Here is a 21,905-nt window from a genome sequence, read left to right on the forward strand (position 1 = left end):
CGTGCAGTATCGGAAATGGACAGGCTCCCGCTGGCTATGGCTGGCGGGGGCGATACTTCTGCTGTGGGGCGGCGTCATTGCTGCCGATCGCCTGTGGCCACTGCCGCTACACGAGGTCAATCCCGCCCGGGTGGTAGTGGATGAAAAGGGGATCCCGCTGTGGCGATTTGCCGATCGCGACGGGATCTGGCGCTATCCGGTCACCATCGAAGAGGTCTCGCCGCGCTATCTCGAGGCCCTGATCCAGTATGAAGATCGCTGGTTCTGGGATCATCCTGGCGTTAACCCGTTCTCGGTGCTGCGTGCCGCCTGGCAGGATCTGACTGCCGGGAAGGTGGTGTCGGGCGGCAGTACGCTGACCATGCAGGTAGCCCGCCTGCTGGATCCCCATCCCCGCACCCTGGGCGGCAAAGTGCGTCAGCTCTGGCGCGCGCTTCAGCTGGAGTGGCACCTCTCCAAACGTGAAATCCTGACCCTCTATCTGAACCGCGCCCCCTTTGGCGGCACGCTGCAGGGGGTGGGAGCCGCCAGCTGGGCCTACCTGGGGAAAGCCCCTGCGCAGCTGAGCTATTCCGAAGCCGCGCTGCTTGCCGTCCTGCCGCAGGCCCCGAGCCGTTTGCGCCCGGATCGCTGGCCGGAGCGCGCCGAGGCGGCACGTAATAAAGTCCTCAAACGCATGGCCTCGCAGGGCGTCTGGCCCGCGCGTCAGGTAAGCGAGTCGCAGGAGGAGCCGGTATGGCTGGCCCCCCGGCAAATGCCGCAGCTGGCGCCGCTGTTCTCACGCATGATGCTCGGCAAAAGCCGTGACACCAAAGTGGTGACAACCCTTGATGCCACGCTGCAGCGCCAACTGGAGGAGCTGGCGCTGAACTGGAAATCCCGGCTACCGCCCCGCAGTTCGCTGGCAATGATCGTTGTCGATCACAGCGATATGAAGGTGCGCGGCTGGGTTGGATCAGTCGACATTACCGACGACAGCCGTTTCAGCCATGTGGATATGATCTCGGCGATCCGATCTCCGGGATCGGTGCTTAAGCCTTTTGTCTACGGCCTGGCGATGGACGATGGGCTGATCCACCCGGCCTCGCTGCTGCAGGATGTTCCGCGCCGCACCGGCGATTATCGTCCCGGGAATTTTGACAGCGGTTTTCATGGCCCGATCAGCATGAGCGAGGCGCTGGTGCGATCCCTTAACCTGCCCGCCGTGCAGGTGCTGGAAGCCTACGGGCCGAAAAAGTTTGCCGGAATGTTGCGCAATGCCGGATTACCGCTGCTGCTTCCCGCAGGCGCTCAGCCGAACCTCTCCCTGATCCTGGGCGGCGCCGGGGCACGTCTGGAAGATATCGCCGCGGCATACAGCGCCTTTGCCTGTCAGGGACGGGCAGGAAGACTGCGCATGCAGCCGGGCGACCCGCTGGTTGAACGGCCCCTGCTGTCGCCCGGTGCGGCGTGGATCATCCGCCGTATTCTGGCCAACGAGGCACAGCCGCTGCCGGACAGCGCGCTTGCCCAGGTGGTGCCTCTGGCGATAAAAACCGGTACCAGCTATGGCTACCGCGATGCCTGGGCGATAGGGCTGAATGCGCGCTACGTGATCGGGATCTGGACCGGCAGACCGGACGGCACGCCGGTGGCTGGGCAGTTTGGTTTTGCCAGCGCGGTTCCGGTGTTAAATCAGGTCAACAACCTGCTGCAGTCGCGCTCGGCGCTGGATGAGGCGCGCCTGCCGCGCGATCCGCGTCCGGCCTCGGTGAGCCGCGGCGTGATTTGCTGGCCGGGCGGGCAGTCCCTGCCTGACGGGGACAGCAACTGTCGCCGCCGCCTCGCGACCTGGCTGCTTGAGGGGAGCCAGCCGCCGACGCTGTTGCTGCCGGAGCAGGAGGGCATCCGCGGGATTCGTTTCCCTGTCTGGCTGGATAACAGCGGTCAACGCGTGGCGGCGGATTGCCCGCAGGCACAGGAACGCACCCTCGACGTCTGGCCGCTGCCGCTGGAGCCGTGGCTACCGCAGGCGGAACGGCGGTCTGCGCGTATCCCGGCGGCATCTGCAACCTGCCCGCCGCTCGGCCAGGCCTTCCCGGCACCGCTGATCCTTTCAGGCATTCGTCAGGGAGCGGTGATTAAGCGTCTGCCGGGGGAGGCGCGCGTGTCCTTACCGCTGCAGGCCAGCGGAAGCGACGGGGCCCGCTGGTGGTTCCTGAATGGTGAACCGCTGAATGCGCAGGGGCGGACGTACACACTTCATCTTGAAAATGAAGGTGATTATCAACTGCTGGTGATGGATGAGGCGGGGCAGGTGGCAACCGTAGATTTTACGTTGCAGTAAATAAAACAGGTTTTAGCCACGATCTGTTGTTAAAACTCGTCTTATTTTAAAAAAATGTTACATGCATCCATAGGCAATGGCGTGAATGCTCATTATAATCCGCGCCATATATTTCGCATGAATGCAAAACAACAGAACAAATCACAGAGGTAATCATGGCTATTGAACGTACTTTTTCCATCATCAAACCAAACGCGGTGGCAAAAAACGTTATTGGCAGCATCTTTGCTCGCTTTGAAGCGGCAGGGTTCAAAATCGTTGGTACTAAAATGCTGCATCTGACCGTTGAGCAAGCTCGCGGTTTCTATGCTGAGCACGAAGGTCGCCCATTCTTCGACGGCCTGGTTGAGTTCATGACCTCTGGCCCAATCGTGGTTTCCGTACTGGAAGGCGAAAATGCCGTTCAGCGTCACCGCGATCTGCTGGGTGCAACCAACCCGGACAACGCTCTGGCGGGTACTCTGCGCGCCGATTACGCTGACAGCTTCACCGAGAACGGCACCCACGGTTCCGACTCCGTAGAATCTGCTGCACGTGAAATCGCTTTCTTCTTCGCAGAAGGCGAAGTGTGTCCGCGTACCCGTTAATTTAACGGTTTCGTTTACACATTATTTTCGTAAATGCCGCGTGCAGACGTGGCATCCCTGCGCCAGACTTTGTACAATGCAACGCCCCGGATGAGCAGACTGCTTGCCGGGGCGTTTCTTTTTAACCCTCCACGGGCCATAACGTGTAACAACGAGGCCGGAATATATTATGTCTGAATTAGTTAATACCTCCGAAGTCGCCGTTCCTGCGGTTCCAAATAAAAATGGAAAAATCAACCTGCTGGACCTGAACCGTCAGCAGATGCGCGAGTTCTTCAAAGAGATGGGCGAGAAGCCGTTTCGTGCCGACCAGGTTATGAAATGGATGTATCACTATTGCAGCGATAACTTTGATGACATGACAGACATCAACAAGGTCCTGCGCAACAAACTCAAAGAAGTAGCCGAAATCCGCGCCCCGGAAGTGGTGGAAGAGCAGCGTTCAGCTGACGGCACCATCAAATGGGCGATTGCCGTAGGCGATCAGCGCGTTGAAACGGTCTATATCCCGGAAGATGACCGCGCCACGCTGTGCGTCTCTTCCCAGGTCGGTTGTGCGCTGGAGTGCAAGTTCTGCTCCACGGCGCAGCAGGGCTTTAACCGTAACCTGCGCGTGTCGGAAATCATCGGCCAGGTCTGGCGTGCGGCGAAGATCGTCGGCGCGGCAAAAGTGACCGGCACCCGTCCTATCACTAACGTGGTGATGATGGGGATGGGCGAACCGCTGCTGAACCTCACTAATGTGGTTCCGGCGATGGAAATCATGCTCGATGACTTCGGTTTTGGCCTGTCCAAACGTCGCGTGACGCTCTCCACCTCAGGTGTTGTACCTGCGCTGGACAAGCTCGGCGATATGATTGACGTTGCGCTGGCGATTTCGCTGCATGCGCCGAACGATGCCATCCGTGATGAGATCGTGCCAATCAACAAGAAGTACAATATCGAAACCTTCCTGAACTCGGTGCGGGGCTACATTTCGAAGTCCAACGCTAACCAGGGACGCGTCACCATTGAGTACGTCATGCTGGACCACGTCAACGACGGTACCGAGCATGCGCACGAGCTGGCGGCACTGCTGAAAGATACGCCGTGCAAGATCAACCTGATCCCATGGAACCCGTTCCCGGGCGCGCCGTATGGCCGTAGCTCAAACAGCCGTATCGACCGTTTCTCCAAGGTACTGATGGAGTACGGCTTCACCACTATCGTGCGTAAAACCCGCGGTGACGATATTGATGCCGCCTGTGGTCAGCTGGCCGGTGATGTTATCGACCGCACCAAGCGCACGCTGCGTAAACGTATGCAGGGCGAAGCTATCGACGTCAAGGCCGTGTAATTATTACGCTGCCGCGGCGCATTATCTGCGCCGTGGCAGCGTAAGATGCGAATAAACAGTCATTGCACCGGTGTATGGGTAATAATTACGGTGCGTTTTATATGACTTTAAGGCAGTATGTAACGACGCAACAACAGTTTAGCCTCACTGACAAGCCGCTTCTGTCAACGAAAACCTGACAGTATTGTGCTGTCTTACTAAGGTTAACTGACCAGAAGTTTCGCGGTGCGGGTGGCATTGTGACACCGGCGCCAGGATCCTCAATTTTCACGTACCAGTAGTTGTAGCGAATGAATACTGAAGCCACTCACGACCAAAATGCAGCACTTTCCACTGGCGTTCGTCTTCGCAACGCCCGTGAACAACTCGGACTAAGCCAGCAAACCGTTGCGGAACGCTTATGTCTGAAGGTTTCCACGGTCCGCGATATTGAAGAAGATAAGGCACCTGCCGATCTTGCTTCAACGTTTCTGCGTGGTTATATCCGCTCCTATGCGAAACTGGTGCATATCCCTGAAGACGAACTGCTGCCGATGATGGAAAAACAGGCACCGGTCAGAGCGGCGAAAGTCGCGCCGATGCAGAGTTTTTCGCTGGGCAAACGTCGTAAAAAACGTGATGGCTGGCTGATGAGCTTTACCTGGCTGGTCTTGTTTGTGGTTATCGGCCTGACGGGCGCCTGGTGGTGGCAGAACCACAAAGCGCAGCAGGAAGAGATCACCACCATGGCCGATCAGTCCTCCGCCGAGCTGAATAACTCAGCGGGCGAGGGCGCTCAGAGCATCCCACTGAATACCGACGCCTCAGCAAACGCCAGCGAACCGCAGGCCCCTGCTGCTGGCACCACGGATGTGGCAACGGCGCAGGCAACTGCGCCAGTGGCTAATCAAACAGCCCAGGCTCCGGCTGACAGTGCCGTCGTTTCGCCTTCCCAGGCGAACGTCGAGACTGCCCTGGCAGCCACCGCGGATAACGCGGTTCAGCCCCTGCCATCCGATCCGGCTGGCGTCGCGGCGGCACCGGCCGACCCAAACGCGCTGGTGATGAACTTCAGCGCCGACTGCTGGCTGGAAGTGACCGACGCGACCGGCAAAAAGCTGTTCAGCGGACTGCAGCGTAAGGACGGCACGTTAAATCTGGCAGGCCAGGCGCCCTATAAGCTCAAGATTGGTGCTCCGGCAGCGGTCCAGATCCAGTTCCAGGGTAAACCTGTCGATCTGAGCCGTTTTATCAGAACTAACCAGGTTGCGCGTCTGACCCTCAATGCCGAACAATCAGCAGCACAGTAAGTAACAGACAGGCAACGCGGGAGATTTTCCATGCATAACCAGGCTCCTATTCCACGTAGAAAATCGAAACGTATTTACGTCGGGAATGTGCCAATTGGCGATGGTGCTCCCATCGCCGTTCAGTCGATGACCAACACCCGTACCACCGATGTGGCGGCAACGGTCAATCAGATCAAAGCGTTAGAACGTGTGGGCGCAGACATTGTCCGCGTTTCCGTGCCGACAATGGATGCGGCAGAAGCGTTTAAACTCATCAAACAGCAGGTCTCCGTTCCGCTGGTTGCCGATATTCACTTCGATTACCGTATCGCGCTGAAAGTAGCGGAATACGGCGTCGATTGCCTGCGTATCAACCCTGGCAACATCGGTAGCGAAGAGCGCATCCGCGCGGTCGTTGATTGCGCCCGCGACAAAAACATCCCCATCCGTATCGGCGTGAATGCCGGTTCGCTGGAAAAAGATCTGCAGGAAAAATACGGTGAACCGACCCCGCAGGCGCTGCTCGAATCGGCCATGCGTCATGTGGACCATCTCGATCGTCTGAACTTCGATCAGTTCAAAGTCAGCGTGAAAGCCTCGGACGTTTTCCTCGCCGTTGAATCCTATCGTCTGCTGGCGAAGCAGATCGATCAGCCGCTGCACCTCGGGATCACCGAAGCCGGCGGCGCGCGCAGCGGTGCGGTAAAATCAGCGATTGGCCTTGGTCTGCTGCTGAACGAAGGCATTGGCGACACTCTGCGTGTCTCGCTGGCCGCCGATCCGGTGGAAGAGATCAAAGTCGGTTTCGATATCCTGAAGTCACTGCGTATTCGTTCCCGCGGCATCAACTTTATCGCCTGTCCGACCTGTTCGCGTCAGGAGTTCGACGTCATCGGTACGGTGAATGCGCTCGAGCAGCGTCTGGAAGATATCATCACCCCGATGGACGTTTCGATTATCGGTTGTGTGGTGAACGGTCCGGGTGAGGCGCTGGTGTCGACGTTGGGCGTTACGGGTGGTAACAAGAAAAGTGGTCTCTATGAAGATGGCGTCCGCAAAGATCGTCTGGATAATAACGACATGATCGATCAGCTTGAAGCCCGCATCCGCGCCAAAGCCACCATGCTGGATGAAGCGCAGCGCATTAGCGTGCTACAGGTAGAAAAATAACGAGATGGGAAGCGGTTCGCTTCCTGTGTATGATTGAACCCTTCGGTTATGAACCCCAGGGTTCATTTTTGTCTATAGAAAGAGAACAAACGTGGCAAAGAACATTCAAGCCATTCGCGGCATGAACGATTATCTGCCTGCCGAGACCGCCATCTGGCAGCGCATTGAAGGCACCCTCAAGCAGGTGCTCGGCAGCTACGGTTACAGTGAAATCCGTTTGCCGATTGTAGAGCAGACCCCGTTATTCAAACGCGCTATCGGTGAAGTCACCGATGTGGTTGAAAAAGAGATGTACACCTTTGAGGATCGTAACGGCGACAGCCTGACCTTACGTCCGGAAGGTACGGCGGGATGTGTACGCGCCGGCATCGAGCATGGTCTCCTGTACAATCAGGAGCAGCGCCTGTGGTATATCGGCCCAATGTTCCGTCACGAACGTCCTCAGAAAGGTCGCTACCGTCAGTTTAACCAGCTGGGTGTCGAAGCCTTTGGTCTGCAGGGCCCGGATATCGATGCGGAGCTGATTATGCTCACCGCCCGCTGGTGGCGCGCGCTGGGTATTGCCGATCACGTCTCCCTGGAGCTGAACTCCATCGGTTCTCTTGAAGCGCGTGCAAACTACCGCGATGCGCTGGTGGCCTTCCTCGAGCAGCATAAAGAGAAGCTGGACGAAGACTGCAAGCGTCGTATGTACAGCAACCCGCTGCGCGTGCTGGATTCCAAAAACCCGGACGTGCAGGCCCTGCTGAACGACGCGCCTGCCCTGGGCGATTATCTGGACGAAGATTCCCGCGAACACTTTGCCGGTCTGTGCAAACTGCTGGAAGCTGCCGGTATTGCTTACACCGTTAACCAGCGCCTGGTACGCGGTCTGGACTACTACAACCGTACCGTGTTTGAGTGGGTTACCACCAGCCTCGGTTCACAGGGAACGGTCTGTGCGGGCGGTCGTTACGACGGTCTGGTGGAGCAGTTAGGTGGTCGTCCTGCACCGGCAGTAGGCTTCGCCATGGGTCTTGAGCGACTTGTTTTGTTAGTTCAGGCAGTTAATCCGGAATTTAAAGCCGATCCTGTTGTCGATATATACCTGGTGGCCTCAGGCGCGGAAACGCAGTCTGCGGCAATGCAGCTTGCCGAACGCGTGCGCGATGCGCTGCCAGCGGCTAAGCTGATGACCAACCACGGCGGCGGCAACTTTAAGAAACAGTTCGCCCGTGCCGATAAGTGGGGCGCGCGTATTGCACTGGTACTTGGCGAGTCAGAAGTGGCTAACGGCGAAGTGGTGGTGAAGGATCTGCGCTCTGGTGAGCAAACAACGGTAACGCAGGACGGCGTTGCGGCGCACTTGCGCACTCTACTGGGCTAAGGAGAAGGACTGCGTGGAAATGTACGAGAACGAAAACGACCAGGTCGATGCGATTAAACGCTTCTTTGCTGAAAACGGCAAAGCGCTGGCTGTTGGGGTCATTTTAGGGGTTGGTGCCCTGGTGGGCTGGCGTTACTGGAACAATCATCAGGTCGATTCCGCGCGTGGCTCCTCCTTACAGTATGAAAATACCGTGAGCGCCATTCAGGCCGATCGGCCACAAACCCTGGCGGCAGCAGAGAAATTTGCCGCCGACAATAAAAATACCTATGGCGCGCTGGCGTCATTGGAAGTGGCTCAGCAGTTCGTTGATAAAGGCGAGCTGGACAAAGCGGCAGCTCAGCTGCAGCAGGGTCTGGCAGCCGCAGGCAACGATAACCTGAAAGCGCTCATCAATCTGCGTCTTGCCCGTATTCAGGTGCAGCAGAAGAAAACAGACGAAGCGCTGAAAACCCTCGACTCTGTTAAGGGTGAAGGTTTTGCCTCGATTGTTGCCGACCTGCGTGGTGAAGCACTGCTGAGTAAAGGTGACAAACAAGGCGCGCGCAGCGCATGGGAAGCGGGCGTGAAAAGCAACGCCTCGCCAGCGCTGAGCGAAATGATGCAGATGAAAATAAATAATTTGTCCGTCTGAGAGGGACCCGATGCAATTGCGTAAATTACTTCTGCCAGGACTGCTTTCCGTTACGTTATTGAGCGGCTGTTCACTGTTCAGCGGCGAAGAAGATGTTGTCACCATGTCTCCACTGCCAACGGTTGAAAACCAGTTTGCGCCGTCTACCGCATGGAGCACTTCCGTCGGTGACGGTATTGGCGACTTCTACTCCAACCTGCATCCGGCTTCTGCGGACGGCGTTGTCTATGCGGCTGACCGCAAAGGCATCGTCAAAGCCGTAAACGCCGATGATGGCAAAGAGGTGTGGTCGATTAATCTGGCAGAAAAAAGCGGCTGGCTGTCACGCACGCCGGCTCTGCTGTCAGGCGGTGTGACGGTTGCCGGTGGTCATGTCTATATCGGCAGCGAGAAGGCCCAGGTCTACGCCCTTAATGCCAGCGACGGCTCCATCGCATGGCAGACCCGCGTCGCGGGCGAAGCGCTCTCCCGTCCGGTGGTCAGCGATGGCATGGTGCTGGTGCATACCGCCAACGGTCAGCTGCAGGCGCTGAATGAAGCTGACGGTGCGGTGAAATGGACGGTTAACCTCGATATGCCTGCGCTCTCCCTGCGCGGTGAATCTGCGCCAGCCACTGCCTTTGGCGCGGCTATTGTCGGCGGTGATAACGGTCGCGTTAGTGCCGTATTGATGCAGCAGGGCCAGATGATTTGGCAGCAGCGTATCTCTCAGGCAACCGGTCCGACCGAAATCGACCGCCTGAGCGATGTGGACACCACGCCGGTCATCGTCAATGGCGTGGTTTACGCTCTGGCCTATAACGGCAACCTGACTGCGATGGATCTGCGTAGCGGCCAGGTGATGTGGAAACGCGAGCTGGGCTCCGTGAATGATTTCGTGGTGGACGGCAACCGCATCTACCTGGTCGATCAGAACGATCGCCTGCTGGCGCTGAGCACCGAGGGTGGCGTGACGCTGTGGACGCAGAGCGATCTGCTGCACCGTCTGCTGACCGCACCGGCGCTGTATAACGGCAGCTTGGTGGTAGGTGATAGCGAAGGCTATATGCACTGGATTGACCCGAGCAACGGTCGTTTTGTCGCCCAGGAGAAAGTCGACGGTTCCGGTTTCCTGACCGAGCCGGTGGTGGCTGACGGCAAACTGCTGATCCAGGCAAAAGACGGTACGCTGTACGCGATCACGCGTTAATCACCGCGGTTGTAGTATACTCAACGGCTCCTGTTGCTTCAGGGGCCGTTTTGATTTTTTAAAAAACGCCGCAAACGCGACGTGATATCGAATTTTATGAGGCTTTAAACATGGTACCTGTGGTCGCGCTTGTCGGGCGCCCGAACGTTGGAAAATCCACTCTTTTTAACCGTTTAACACGCACCCGTGATGCGCTGGTTGCGGATTTCCCGGGGCTCACGCGTGACCGTAAGTACGGTCGTGCAGAAGTGGAAGGTCGTGAGTTTATCTGTATCGATACCGGTGGTATCGACGGGACAGAAGACGGCGTTGAAACTCGCATGGCGGAACAATCTCTGCTGGCGATTGAAGAAGCGGACATCGTGCTGTTTATGGTTGATGCGCGCGCGGGCCTGATGCCTGCCGACGTTGCCATCGCTAAGCACCTGCGCTCACGTGAAAAATCCACCTTCCTGGTGGCGAACAAAACGGACGGTATCGATCCCGATCAGGCGATGGCCGATTTCTGGTCATTAGGTCTGGGCGATATCTACCCGATCGCCGCCTCTCACGGCCGTGGCGTGACCAGCCTGCTGGAAACCGCGCTGCTGCCGTACGTTGACGAGATCAACCCGCCGGAAGAGGTCGACGAAGACGCCGAGTACTGGGCGCAGTTCGAAGAAGGCGAAGAGGGTGAAGAGGAGCCGGAAGACGACTTTAACCCGCAGGATCTGCCGATCAAGCTGGCCATTGTCGGTCGTCCGAACGTCGGTAAGTCAACGCTTACTAACCGTATCCTCGGTGAAGACCGCGTGGTGGTGTACGACATGCCGGGCACCACCCGCGACAGCATCTACATCCCGATGCAGCGTGACGAGCGTGAATACGTTCTGATCGACACCGCGGGCGTGCGCAAGCGCGGGAAAATCACCGATGTGGTGGAAAAGTTCTCGGTAATCAAAACTCTGCAGGCGATTGAAGACGCCAACGTGGTGATGCTGGTTATCGATGCCCGTGAAGGCATCTCCGATCAGGATCTCTCCCTGCTCGGCTTTATCCTCAATAGTGGGCGCTCGCTGGTTATCGTCGTCAACAAGTGGGACGGCCTGAGCAACGAAGTGCGTGAGCAGGTCAAAGAGATGCTGGACTTCCGTCTGGGCTTTATCGACTTCGCTCGCGTCCACTTCATCTCAGCCCTGCACGGCAGCGGCGTTGGCAACCTGTTTGAATCGGTGCGTGAAGCCTACGACAGCTCTACCCGTCGTGTCGGTACCGCAATGCTGACCCGTATCATGACCATGGCGGCAGAAGACCATCAGCCACCGCTGGTGCGCGGTCGCCGCGTGAAGCTGAAATATGCTCACGCCGGTGGTTATAACCCGCCTATCGTGGTTATCCACGGTAACCAGGTAAAAGATCTGCCGGATTCTTACAAACGCTACCTGATGAACTACTTCCGCAAATCGCTGGACGTAATGGGTACGCCGATCCGTATTCAGTTCAAGGAAGGGGATAACCCGTTTGCCAACAAACGTAACACCCTGACGCCGAACCAGATGCGTAAGCGTAAGCGTTTGATTAAACACATTAAGAAAAGCAAATAATCTTTGCTGCTCTGCCGAAAAACCCGCGCCTGTCGCGGGTTTTTTTATGCCTGAAAGGAACGAATAATTATTGATGTGATGTCAATCACTATTCATGTTTATTCAACATAAAATCTAAGAAATAAGACGATTGTCGAACTTTCATCTTTTGGTGGCGGGGTGGGGGCTGGACAAAAGTTGCCTCAGGTTATCAAATGGTTAAATAACATTTCGCCGGATGTAAAAAAGCCGCCCGATTGCTAACCGGGCGGCGGGCTTCCGGTGTTTACAAGTAAGACGACACATCATCTCGGGAGAATTATGCAATCCTCTGTTAATAAAAACGAAAGCCGAACTTTCTTCGGCCATCCTTATCCACTCGGCGCGCTGTTCTTCACGGAGATGTGGGAGCGCTTCTCGTTTTACGGTATTCGTCCACTCCTGATCCTGTTTATGGCGGCCACGGTGTATGACGGCGGCATGGGGCTGGCGCGTGAAAATGCCTCCGCTATTGTCGGTATCTTCGCCGGAACTATGTATCTGGCGGCGCTGCCGGGTGGCTGGCTGGCGGATAACTGGCTCGGCCAGCAGAAAGCGGTCTGGTACGGTTCGATTCTGATTGCACTGGGCCACCTGTCAATTGCGCTGTCGGCGGTGATGGGTAACAACCTGTTCTTTATCGGTCTGATGTTTATCGTCCTGGGCTCGGGCCTGTTCAAAACCTGTATCTCGGTGATGGTGGGCACGCTGTATAAGAAAGGCGATGCGCGTCGCGACGGCGGCTTCTCGCTGTTCTATATGGGCATCAACATGGGGTCCTTTATCGCGCCGCTGATCTCCGGCTGGCTGATTAAATCCCACGGCTGGCACTGGGGCTTTGGTATCGGCGGTATCGGGATGCTGGTGGCGCTGGTCATCTTCCGCCTGTTTGCCGTGCCGTCGATGAAGCGCTATGACAGCGAAGTGGGGCTGGATTCCACCTGGAACAGCCCGGTCGCGAAGAAAAACGGCGTCGGCGGCTGGTTACTGGCGCTGGCGGCGGGTATCGCCATTATCGTTACCCTGATCGCGCAGGGCGTGATTGTCATTAACCCGGTCGCGGTGGCCAGCGTGCTGGTATACGTGATTGCCGCCTCGGTGGCGCTCTACTTCATCTGGCTGTTTATGTTTGCCGGCCTGAACCGCAAAGAGCGCGCCAGACTGCTGGTCTGCTTTATCCTGCTGGTGTCTGCGGCCTTCTTCTGGTCTGCATTTGAACAAAAGCCAACCTCGTTCAACCTGTTTGCCAACGATTACACCAACCGCATGATCGGTGATTTTGAAATCCCGGCGGTATGGTTCCAGTCAATTAACGCCCTGTTTATTATCCTGCTGGCACCGGTCTTTAGCTGGGCCTGGCCGAAGCTGGCGAGCAACAACATTCGCCCGAGCAGCATCACCAAGTTCGTGATCGGCATTCTGTGTGCGGCAGGGGGCTTTGGCCTGATGATGCTGGCGGCGCAGAATGTCCTGAGTAACGGCGGGGCGGGCGTGTCACCGTTCTGGCTGGTGGGCAGTATCCTGATGCTGACCCTCGGCGAACTGTGCCTGAGCCCGATTGGTCTGGCGACCATGACGCTGCTGGCCCCGGAAAGAATGCGCGGCCAGATGATGGGCCTGTGGTTCTGCGCCAGTGCCCTCGGCAACCTGGCGGCGGGTCTGATTGGCGGTCATGTGAAGGCCGATCAGCTGGATATGCTGCCGGATCTCTTCGCACGCTGCTCCATCGCGCTGCTGATTTGTGCCGCCGTTCTGACGGTGCTCATTGTTCCGGTGCGTCGTATGCTGGAAAATACGCAGACGAAAAACGAGCCGAAACCGGTAACCAACGCCTGATATCAGCCTGAGCTGGCCGGAGCGTGCGTTACGCTCCGGCCTTGCCAAAACAGAGGTGATATATGCAGATTGGGTTTGTTGGACTTGGCGCGGTGGTTGAAACCGCCTACTTACCCGCACTACAAAACACCTTCGGCGCTTCTCTCCGCTGTCTGGGCTTTGATATCCAGGCGACAAGAACACTGGATGGAATCACCCGCTGCTCAACGCTTGCCGATCTCCTCGCCCAACCCCTCGATACGCTGTTTATCACCACCGCATCGCTGCATCACCTTGAGGTGCTTGAGCTGGCGCTGGCGTCCTCCATCCCGCGCATTGTGGTTGAAAAGCCGATTGTCGCCACCCTTGCCCAAATCGCCAGGCTGAAAACGCTGATGGCGAAACCGGAGGCGGCCGCCCGGGTGCTGGCGCTCGATCACTGGATGGCACGCATTAACCTGGTGTCGCTGGGGTTGTTCGGGGCCTTTTCGGATATCGTCCGCATTGAGGGCTTTTTACAGGAGCCGAGCGGGTTTAACGCGGCGGGGGAGCCCATCGCGCTCAACTTTGCCACCGGGGAACCCGATACCCGAACGCTGCGTCATCCTGACGGGGTGATCCTGGATATCGGCACGCACGTGCTGGCGATGATGCGCGAAACGGTGCGCTACCTGGGAGGCAATGGCGATATTGCCTTGCAGGTTGTAACGGCTAAAGACCGTCTGGGGCGCGATATCGCCAAAGGCGATCTGACCACGGCGGAAGGCGAGGCGCATCTTCAGGGGCAGCTCGGCGGTGTGCCGGTGAATATCTGGCTCAACAAATATGCCGGGCCGTCCGGGGGGCAAAAAGGGCTGCGGCTGCATCTGCGGGACGGTCGCGTCATCAGCCACGACCGGCGTGGGGCAGAGGATGTGCTTGACCTGATCGATGGCGATAAAATTCAGTCCTGGCGTTTTGGCGGCACGATCTACGAACGCTGTCTGGCGGAGCATATTCTGGGGGAGCAAAGCCTGTTTACACGCGATCCGTACGAGGTGAGCCGCACGACGCAGCGCAGGCTGGAAGAGGTGGAGATCCTGCTGACGTTACAGCAACAGCTACGTGGCCCCCACTAAACGCATCGTGTTAATATCAGGGCAGAACTGAATGTCCTTTGAAGGAGTCATCATGTCGATTACCTGCCCGGATTGCCATGCGGAGATTGAACCGCAAAACGGTGTGGCGCACTGCGAGAATTGCCACAAAGATATCGCCCTGGAAGCGCGCTGCCCGGAATGCCATCAGCCACTCCAGGTGTTAAAAGCCTGCGGTGCGGTGGACTATTTCTGCCAGAACGGCCACGGTCTGATCTCGAAAAAGCGCGTGGAGTTCGTCAGGACTGACGCTTAATCGCATACGCAGCCTTCGCCTTTTTGCCAGAGCTCGACCAGCGACTCTGGCGCTTCCTGCTCGGGAACCAGCACAATGATGTCGGTGTATTGCGCCTGATTGTGCCGGGTCCAGATTATCTGGATGCGAAAATAGCGCTGGTCGCCGCCGCCGGGTGACGACCGCTGGCCGGGCGGCTCTCCCCGCGGAATAGCCTGCTCCAGTATATTTACCACGCGCTGGCGCTGGGCGCTGTTAAGCGTCGAGAGCGCAATTCGCCGCAACCCGCTGAGATGGGGAATATAGGCCACGCCGCCTTCACGCGCCAGCTCGACCACCGCGTCATCCGTCAGTTCCGGAACCTGCATTTACAACACTCCCACCTGTTTCCAGGCTTGCTCAATGGCTGCTGCGACGTCACCACCCGATCGTTTTTCACCGTGCGACACCGTCAGTTTCGCAAAGGCGTCAAAATCTGCATCTTGCGCCAGCTGTCGATCGCAAACCGTGTCATACCAGGCATAACCGGCTTTCTCCCAGGCATGGCCGCCAATGGCCGTCGCGGCAAGATAAAAGGCGCGATTAGGAATACCCGAATTAAGATGCACGCCGCCGTTATCTTCGCGCGTTTTGATAAAGTCTTTCATATGCCCGGGCTGCGGATCTTTGCCGAGCAGGGGATCGTCATAGGCGGTTCCGGGTTCTGACATCGATCGCAGCCCTTTGCCATTAATCCCCTTAGCCAGCAGCCCTTCACCAATCAGCCAGTCGGCTTTGTCGGCCGTTTGCTTCAGGTGATACTGTTTCACCAGCGAGCCGAAAACGTCAGATAAAGACTCATTCAGCGCACCCGATTGTTCAAAGTAGATAAGCCCGGCTTCGGTATCGGTCACCCCATGGCTAAGTTCATGTGCCACAACGTCAATGGCAATAGTGAAGCGGTTAAATATCTCGCCGTCACCATCGCCAAATACCATCTGCTGGCCATTCCAGAAAGCGTTCTGATATTCCCGCCCATAATGAACGGTGCCCGTCAGTATCAGCCCTTTATTATCCAGCGAGTCGCGATGATAATTTTTCAAGAAAAAATCATGGGTGATACCTAAATAATCATAGGCTTCATCAACAGCAATATCCCTGTTTGACGCCTGTCCCTCATAACGCACCTGGGTGCCCGGCAGTTCCTGGGTCTGTTTTGCATCATAAATATCGCGCTCCAGCTGCCCGGCTTTATTAACGTGCGGCGCAGCGGGTTTACCTGGCATATGTGCCATAAGCGTCTGTACATGCGTCAGCGTCTGGCGGGCGCAACGCTGCTGCGGCTCAGAGCCACTCTCAATAATACGACGAAGAATATAGGGCGGGATCACGCTGTGAATTCGGGCCATGCGTCTCTCCTGTTATGGCAATGCCGAAAAAAGCAACAGCTTAAGTGTAAGCCATAGCGGCGAAACGGCAGGCATGCCGGAGAAATCGCAGGGTAAAAAGGAGGCGCGAAGGCTGCTCAGGCTTTTTTGCGGGCGCGGGTTTTCCTGGCTATCGTCACGCCTTTCACTTCGCTTTCCACCCAGCCGTCTGACAACCGGGTGGTGAGCACATCCCCGGCTTTGACCTGTTTGGCCTGCTTCAGCACTTTGCCATCGTTCGCGGTGGTCACGCTGTAACCGCGAGCCAGCGTCGAGAGCGGACTGACGGCTTCCAGATGGGTGACCGCCTTACCGAAGCGCTCGCGGGTGCTGCTCAGTTGCGCGCGCAGGTTTTCCGCGAGGCGATACTCCAGCTGCTGAATACGCGTTTGCGCGCGCCAGATGCGCGGCTGCGGGTTGTGCTGGTTCAGGCGCTGAGTAGTGCGCTGCTGGCGCTGCACCGCCCGTTTAAGCTGACTGTCCACCGCGAGGTTCATCTGCTGGCGCAGACGTTCCAGTACGGTTTGCTGACGGGCCAGACGCAGCTGCGGGTGCTGCTGCTGCAGGCGATGATGCAGCTGGGTAAAACGACGGGTGCGGTTGGCGAGGAAATAGTCCATCGCCATCTCGAGGCGCTGTTGGCCGTTTTGCATCTGGCGCAGCAGCTCGAGCTGGTTACGGCTCACCACTTCTGCCGCGGCAGACGGCGTCGGCGCCCGCAGGTCGGCGACAAAATCCGCAATGGTGACGTCGGTTTCGTGCCCGACGGCGCTAACCACCGGGATCTGGCTGGCAAAAATTGCCCGCGCCACGCGTTCGTCGTTAAAACTCCAGAGATCTTCCAGCGAACCGCCTCCGCGCCCGACGATCAGCACATCACACTCCTGACGGGCGTTGGCAAGCTGAATGGCGCGGACAATCTGCCCGGGCGCATCGTCACCCTGCACCGCGGTCGGGTAGATAATGACCGGCAGGGAAGGGTCGCGGCGTTTCAGGACGTGCAGAATGTCATGCAGCGCGGCGCCGGTTTTCGAGGTAATCACCCCTACGCAGTGGGCAGGGGAGGGGAGCGGCTGTTTATATTGCTGATCGAACAGCCCTTCCGCCGAAAGCGTGGCTTTCAGCTGCTCATATTTCTGCTGGAGAAGCCCTTCACCCGCTGGCTGCATGCTCTCAACGATAACCTGATAATCACCGCGCGGCTCGTACAGGGTGATACTGGCGCGAACCAGCACCTGCTGCCCGTGCTGCGGCCGGAAGGTCACCCGACGGTTGCTGTTGCGGAACATCGCGCAGCGCACCTGAGCGGTATTGTCCTTCAGGGTGAAGTACCAGTGACCGGATGCCGGCTGGGTGAAATTGGAGATCTCTCCGCTAATCCACACCTGGCCAATTTCCTGCTCAAGCAGCAAACGGACCGTCTGATTCAGGCGGCTAACGGTATAAATTGAGGGGGATTGAGAGGATAACATGTGAGCGGGATCAAATTCTAAATCAGCAAGTTATTCAGTCGATAGTAACCTGATAAGAGGCAATCGCAAGCATTTTTTATAAAAAAGTGTAGATGCAATCGGTTACGCTCTGTATAATGCCACGGCAATATTTAACCACCCAGGTCAGAGATATTGCCCATGCTACGTATCGCTAAAGAAGCACTGACGTTTGACGACGTCCTCCTCGTTCCCGCTCATTCCACCGTTCTGCCGAATACTGCCGACCTCAGCACGCAGTTGACCAAAACCATTCGCCTGAACATTCCTATGCTCTCCGCGGCAATGGACACCGTGACTGAAGCGCGCCTGGCTATCGCCCTGGCTCAGGAAGGCGGCATTGGCTTTATTCATAAAAACATGTCTATCGAGCGTCAGGCGGAAGAAGTTCGCCGCGTGAAGAAACATGAATCTGGCATCGTTACCGATCCACAGAGCGTTCTCCCAACCACCACCCTGCACGAAGTGAAAGCGCTGACCGAGCGTAACGGCTTTGCAGGCTACCCAGTTGTGACCTCCGATAACGAACTGGTGGGTATCATCACCGGTCGTGACGTGCGTTTCGTCACCGACCTGAACCAGCCGGTCAGCGTCTACATGACCCCGAAAGAGCGTCTGGTTACCGTGCGTGAAGGCGAGTCCCGCGACGTGGTCTTCGCAAAAATGCACGAAAAACGCGTTGAAAAAGCGCTGGTTGTGGACGACAGCTTCCACCTGCTCGGCATGATCACCGTTAAAGACTTCCAGAAAGCAGAACGTAAACCGAACGCCTGTAAAGACGAGCATGGCCGTCTGCGCGTCGGTGCTGCGGTTGGCGCGGGCGCGGGCAACGAAGAGCGCGTTGATGCGCTGGTTGCAGCCGGCGTTGACGTGCTGCTGATTGACTCCTCTCACGGCCACTCCGAAGGCGTACTGCAGCGTATTCGCGAAACCCGTGCAAAATATCCTGATCTGCAAATTATTGGTGGCAACGTGGCCACCGGCGCAGGCGCTCGTGCCCTGGCTGAAGCGGGTTGCAGCGCGGTGAAAGTGGGCATTGGCCCAGGCTCCATCTGTACCACCCGTATCGTCACCGGCGTGGGTGTTCCGCAGATCACCGCGGTATCCGACGCGGTAGAAGCGCTGGAAGGTACCGGTATTCCGGTTATCGCTGACGGCGGTATCCGCTTCTCCGGCGACATCGCCAAAGCCATCGCGGCCGGTGCGGCAGCGGTCATGGTTGGCTCCATGCTGGCCGGTACCGAAGAGTCCCCGGGCGAAATCGAACTGTTCCAGGGCCGTTCTTATAAATCTTACCGCGGCATGGGTTCTCTGGGCGCGATGTCCAAAGGCTCCTCCGACCGTTACTTCCAGACCGATAACGCTGCCGACAAACTGGTGCCGGAAGGTATCGAAGGTCGCGTGGCCTATAAAGGCTACCTGAAAGAGATCATTCACCAGCAGATGGGCGGCCTGCGCTCCTGTATGGGTCTGACCGGCTGTGGTACCATTGATCTGCTGCGTACTAAAGCGGAATTCGTGCGTATCAGCGGTGCAGGTATCCAGGAAAGCCACGTTCACGACGTGACGATCACCAAAGAGTCTCCGAACTACCGTATGGGCTCCTGATTAATTTCCGCGCCCGGCTTTGAGCCGGGCGCTCTGTTTTTGTTTCACTTGCCTCGGAATTAGCGTCAATGACGGAAAACATTCATAAACATCGCATTCTCATCCTCGATTTCGGTTCTCAATACACTCAGCTGGTGGCGCGTCGCGTGCGTGAGCTGGGCGTTTACTGCGAACTGTGGGCGTGGGATGTTACGGAAGCTCAGATTCGCGAGTTCAACCCAAGCGGTATCATCCTTTCCGGTGGTCCGGAAAGCACCACCGAAGATAACAGCCCGCGTGCACCGCAGTACGTGTTCGAAGCCGGCGTGCCGGTGTTCGGCGTCTGCTACGGCATGCAGACCATGGCGATGCAGCTGGGTGGTCACGTTGAAGGTTCTAACGAGCGTGAATTCGGCTACGCGCAGGTTGAAGTGCAGACCGACAGCGCCCTGATCCGCGGTATCGAAGACTCCCTGACCGCCGACGGCAAAGCGCTGCTCGACGTCTGGATGAGCCATGGCGACAAAGTCACCGCTATCCCGTCCGACTTCGTGACCGTTGCCAGCACCGAGAGCTGCCCGTTCGCCATCATGGCTAACGAAGAAAAACGCTTCTACGGCGTGCAGTTCCACCCGGAAGTGACCCACACCCGTCAGGGCCTGCGCATGCTGGAGCGTTTTGTCATCGACATCTGCCAGTGTGAAGCCCTGTGGACGCCAGCAAAAATCATCGACGATGCGGTTGAGCGTATTCGCCAGCAGGTCGGTGATGACAAAGTGATCCTCGGCCTGTCCGGCGGCGTGGACTCCTCCGTGACCGCAATGCTGCTGCACCGTGCCATCGGCAAAAACCTCACCTGTGTCTTCGTGGACAACGGTCTGCTGCGTCTGAACGAAGCCCAGCAGGTTATGGACATGTTCGGTGACCACTTCGGTCTGAACATTGTTCACGTGGAAGGCGAGAAGCGCTTCCTGGACGCGCTGGAAGGCGAAAACGATCCAGAAGCAAAACGTAAAATCATCGGCCGCGTCTTCGTAGAAGTTTTCGATGAAGAAGCGCTGAAGCTGGAAGACGTTAAGTGGCTGGCGCAGGGCACCATCTACCCTGACGTGATCGAGTCCGCGGCTTCTGCCACCGGTAAAGCACACGTCATCAAATCTCACCACAACGTGGGCGGCCTGCCGAAAGAGATGAAGATGGGTCTCGTTGAACCGCTGCGTGAGCTGTTCAAAGACGAAGTGCGTAAGATCGGTCTGGAGCTGGGTCTGCCGTACGATATGCTCTACCGTCACCCGTTCCCGGGTCCGGGTCTGGGCGTACGCGTGCTGGGCGAAGTGAAGAAAGAGTACTGCGATCTGCTGCGTCGTGCCGATGCGATCTTCATCGAAGAGCTGCACAAAGCGGATCTGTACAACAAAGTGAGCCAGGCGTTCACCGTCTTCCTGCCGGTTCGCTCTGTCGGCGTAATGGGCGATGGCCGCAAGTACGACTGGGTTGTCTCCCTGCGTGCGGTGGAAACCATCGACTTTATGACTGCCCACTGGGCACATCTGCCGTATGACTTCTTAGGCCGCGTGTCTAACCGCATCATCAACGAAGTTAACGGTATTTCTCGCGTGGTGTATGACATCAGCGGGAAGCCACCGGCTACGATTGAGTGGGAATAATCCCCGCCCGTTAATCGTTCTCTATTCAAGCCCGCATCCTGCGGGCTTTTTATTGCCTGTTTTACTTCACCGCTTGCTCAATCACCCGGGCAATCTCCTCCGGCTGGCTCACCATCGACACATGGCTTGCCGCTACCTCTGTTGACTTGGCACCAATCTTCTTCGCCATCGCACGCTCAAGATCCGGGTTGATCATCCGGTCATTCTTGCTGACCACATACCAGCTTGGCTTATCACGCCAGGCCGCATGGGTGACCTTTTGCGCAAAGGCGTCGGCGCGGATCGGGCCCTGGGTCACGGTCAGCGTGTTCTGCTCGCCAGCCTTAATGTCCGGCGCAAAGTCCTGGCGTACCGATTTGCCTGGCAGATAGAGAAAACCGTCTGCGGTTTTGGAGATACCTGCGCTGCCCGGCGGGGCGGGATAGCTCCCCGCCAGATCCGCCGTTGACTGGCCCGAGTCCGGGGCAAACGCCGCCACGTAAACCAGCGATTTTACCCGCGCATCGTTGCCCGCCTCGCTAATCACCGTCCCGCCCCAGGAGTGGCCCACCAGCACCACATCCCCGTGAGCCCGGGCGATGGCGCGCTGAGTCGCGGCGACATCCTCTTTTAACGAGGTGAGCGGCAGCTGAACGGCAATAACCTCGGTATGCTGGCGTTGCAGTTTGTCGATCACCCGGTTCCAGCTGCTGCCGTCGGCAAAAGCGCCGTGCACCACTACCACGGTTTTACTGTTCGCCAGCGCCGTGCCGCTGGCGGCGGCCAGCAGCAGGCCCGGCGCTAAGGTATTGATAGACAGTTTTTTCATGATTACGCCTCAACGATAAATATCCGCAGTGCCTGACAGGGTGTTATTTCCCCCGGCGGAGGTAATGCGAAACGCGCTGGCTCCCGCTTCGGCGGCTTTGGCCTGCAGTTTCGCCTCCAGATCCGCGAGCGACTTCGTGCCGCTGCTGTCGGAAACGGTGCCAATTTTTTGCATCCTCTGAGGCTGGTTAACTTCCTGGGCGGCGAAAGCGGAAGAGGCCATTGCAGCAGTAAAGGTCAGTACAGCAATCAGTAATGTTTTCATGGTTTAAATCCTTAAAAATA

At 57.4% G+C, this 21,905-nt stretch carries 19 protein-coding genes; 14 read left to right on the top strand and 5 right to left on the bottom strand.

Annotated elements, in window-relative coordinates:
* Nucleotide 1 precedes the first annotated feature (1 nt).
* The 12 genes from pbpC to LRS40_RS13175 all read left to right on the top strand — a co-directional run bounded on the left by pbpC (nucleotide 2) and on the right by LRS40_RS13175 (nucleotide 14,684).
* On the top strand, nucleotides 2-2,326 hold the full coding sequence (gene pbpC / locus LRS40_RS13120) for a peptidoglycan glycosyltransferase PbpC (RefSeq protein ID WP_231311770.1): 2,325 nt from the start codon (nucleotides 2-4) through the stop codon (nucleotides 2,324-2,326).
* 155 nt (nucleotides 2,327-2,481) lie between these two features.
* Nucleotides 2,482-2,913 (top strand): nucleoside-diphosphate kinase, encoded by a 432-nt coding sequence (gene ndk / locus LRS40_RS13125; RefSeq protein WP_032613104.1) that lies wholly within the window; start codon nucleotides 2,482-2,484, stop codon nucleotides 2,911-2,913.
* A 169-nt stretch (nucleotides 2,914-3,082) separates the two neighbouring features.
* A complete protein-coding gene (locus tag LRS40_RS13130; RefSeq protein ID WP_142486697.1) occupies nucleotides 3,083-4,249 on the top strand; it encodes a bifunctional tRNA (adenosine(37)-C2)-methyltransferase TrmG/ribosomal RNA large subunit methyltransferase RlmN in 1,167 nt (388 codons plus the stop codon).
* Between the two features lie 290 nt (nucleotides 4,250-4,539).
* A complete protein-coding gene (rodZ, locus tag LRS40_RS13135) occupies nucleotides 4,540-5,538 on the top strand; it encodes a cytoskeleton protein RodZ (RefSeq protein ID WP_142486696.1) in 999 nt (332 codons plus the stop codon).
* A gap of 30 nt (nucleotides 5,539-5,568) precedes the next feature.
* Nucleotides 5,569-6,687 carry a flavodoxin-dependent (E)-4-hydroxy-3-methylbut-2-enyl-diphosphate synthase gene (gene ispG / locus LRS40_RS13140; RefSeq protein WP_106994607.1) on the top strand — a complete coding sequence of 373 codons (1,119 nt, stop codon included), beginning with the start codon at nucleotides 5,569-5,571 and terminating at the stop codon, nucleotides 6,685-6,687.
* Nucleotides 6,688-6,778: 91 nt separating this feature from the next.
* Complete coding sequence (hisS, locus tag LRS40_RS13145; protein WP_142486695.1) at nucleotides 6,779-8,053, top strand: histidine--tRNA ligase; 1,275 nt, start codon at nucleotides 6,779-6,781, stop codon at nucleotides 8,051-8,053.
* A 13-nt stretch (nucleotides 8,054-8,066) separates the two neighbouring features.
* Complete coding sequence (locus tag LRS40_RS13150; protein ID WP_231311771.1) at nucleotides 8,067-8,687, top strand: YfgM family protein; 621 nt, start codon at nucleotides 8,067-8,069, stop codon at nucleotides 8,685-8,687.
* Between the two features lie 10 nt (nucleotides 8,688-8,697).
* On the top strand, nucleotides 8,698-9,876 hold the full coding sequence (gene bamB / locus LRS40_RS13155; protein WP_142486693.1) for an outer membrane protein assembly factor BamB: 1,179 nt from the start codon (nucleotides 8,698-8,700) through the stop codon (nucleotides 9,874-9,876).
* Nucleotides 9,877-9,986: 110 nt separating this feature from the next.
* Nucleotides 9,987-11,459, top strand: a complete 1,473-nt coding sequence (der, locus tag LRS40_RS13160) for a ribosome biogenesis GTPase Der (protein WP_231311772.1) — start codon at nucleotides 9,987-9,989, stop codon at nucleotides 11,457-11,459.
* Nucleotides 11,460-11,759: 300 nt separating this feature from the next.
* A complete protein-coding gene (locus LRS40_RS13165) occupies nucleotides 11,760-13,313 on the top strand; it encodes a peptide MFS transporter (RefSeq protein ID WP_231311773.1) in 1,554 nt (517 codons plus the stop codon).
* Nucleotides 13,314-13,375: 62 nt separating this feature from the next.
* Entirely contained in the window at nucleotides 13,376-14,410 is a 1,035-nt protein-coding gene (locus LRS40_RS13170) for a Gfo/Idh/MocA family oxidoreductase (RefSeq protein WP_231311774.1), read from the top strand.
* Between the two features lie 52 nt (nucleotides 14,411-14,462).
* A complete protein-coding gene (locus LRS40_RS13175; RefSeq protein ID WP_142486689.1) occupies nucleotides 14,463-14,684 on the top strand; it encodes a zinc ribbon domain-containing protein in 222 nt (73 codons plus the stop codon).
* Here LRS40_RS13175 and LRS40_RS13180 read toward each other — a convergent pair.
* The 3 genes from LRS40_RS13180 to xseA all read right to left on the bottom strand — a co-directional run bounded on the left by LRS40_RS13180 (nucleotide 14,681) and on the right by xseA (nucleotide 17,541).
* The gene (locus LRS40_RS13180; protein WP_142486688.1) at nucleotides 14,681-15,031 is read right to left on the bottom strand and encodes a protealysin inhibitor emfourin; all 351 of its coding nucleotides are present in this window, start codon (nucleotides 15,029-15,031) and stop codon (nucleotides 14,681-14,683) included. The two genes, LRS40_RS13175 and LRS40_RS13180, sit on opposite strands and share 4 nt — an antisense overlap.
* On the bottom strand, nucleotides 15,032-16,051 hold the full coding sequence (locus tag LRS40_RS13185; RefSeq protein WP_231311775.1) for a M4 family metallopeptidase: 1,020 nt from the start codon (nucleotides 16,049-16,051) through the stop codon (nucleotides 15,032-15,034).
* 116 nt (nucleotides 16,052-16,167) lie between these two features.
* Complete coding sequence (xseA, locus tag LRS40_RS13190) at nucleotides 16,168-17,541, bottom strand: exodeoxyribonuclease VII large subunit (protein ID WP_231311776.1); 1,374 nt, start codon at nucleotides 17,539-17,541, stop codon at nucleotides 16,168-16,170.
* A gap of 159 nt (nucleotides 17,542-17,700) precedes the next feature.
* Here xseA and guaB point away from each other — a divergent pair, with 159 nt between their 5' ends.
* Nucleotides 17,701-19,167 (top strand): IMP dehydrogenase, encoded by a 1,467-nt coding sequence (guaB, locus tag LRS40_RS13195; protein ID WP_142486684.1) that lies wholly within the window; start codon nucleotides 17,701-17,703, stop codon nucleotides 19,165-19,167.
* Between the two features lie 68 nt (nucleotides 19,168-19,235).
* Entirely contained in the window at nucleotides 19,236-20,813 is a 1,578-nt protein-coding gene (gene guaA, locus LRS40_RS13200) for a glutamine-hydrolyzing GMP synthase (protein ID WP_142486683.1), read from the top strand.
* Between the two features lie 61 nt (nucleotides 20,814-20,874).
* Here guaA and LRS40_RS13205 read toward each other — a convergent pair whose 3' ends face one another.
* Together LRS40_RS13205 and LRS40_RS13210 are read right to left on the bottom strand one after the other, a co-directional pair.
* Nucleotides 20,875-21,621: an alpha/beta hydrolase gene (locus tag LRS40_RS13205; RefSeq protein ID WP_231311777.1), complete on the bottom strand. Its 747-nt coding sequence runs from the start codon at nucleotides 21,619-21,621 to the stop codon at nucleotides 20,875-20,877.
* A gap of 9 nt (nucleotides 21,622-21,630) precedes the next feature.
* On the bottom strand, nucleotides 21,631-21,885 hold the full coding sequence (locus LRS40_RS13210; protein WP_231311778.1) for a YdgH/BhsA/McbA-like domain containing protein: 255 nt from the start codon (nucleotides 21,883-21,885) through the stop codon (nucleotides 21,631-21,633).
* Nucleotides 21,886-21,905: the final 20 nt, after the last annotated feature.

The sequence above is a fragment of the Leclercia sp. G3L genome (genome assembly GCF_021117075.1).
Taxonomy (GTDB): domain Bacteria; phylum Pseudomonadota; class Gammaproteobacteria; order Enterobacterales; family Enterobacteriaceae; genus Enterobacter; species Enterobacter adecarboxylatus_C.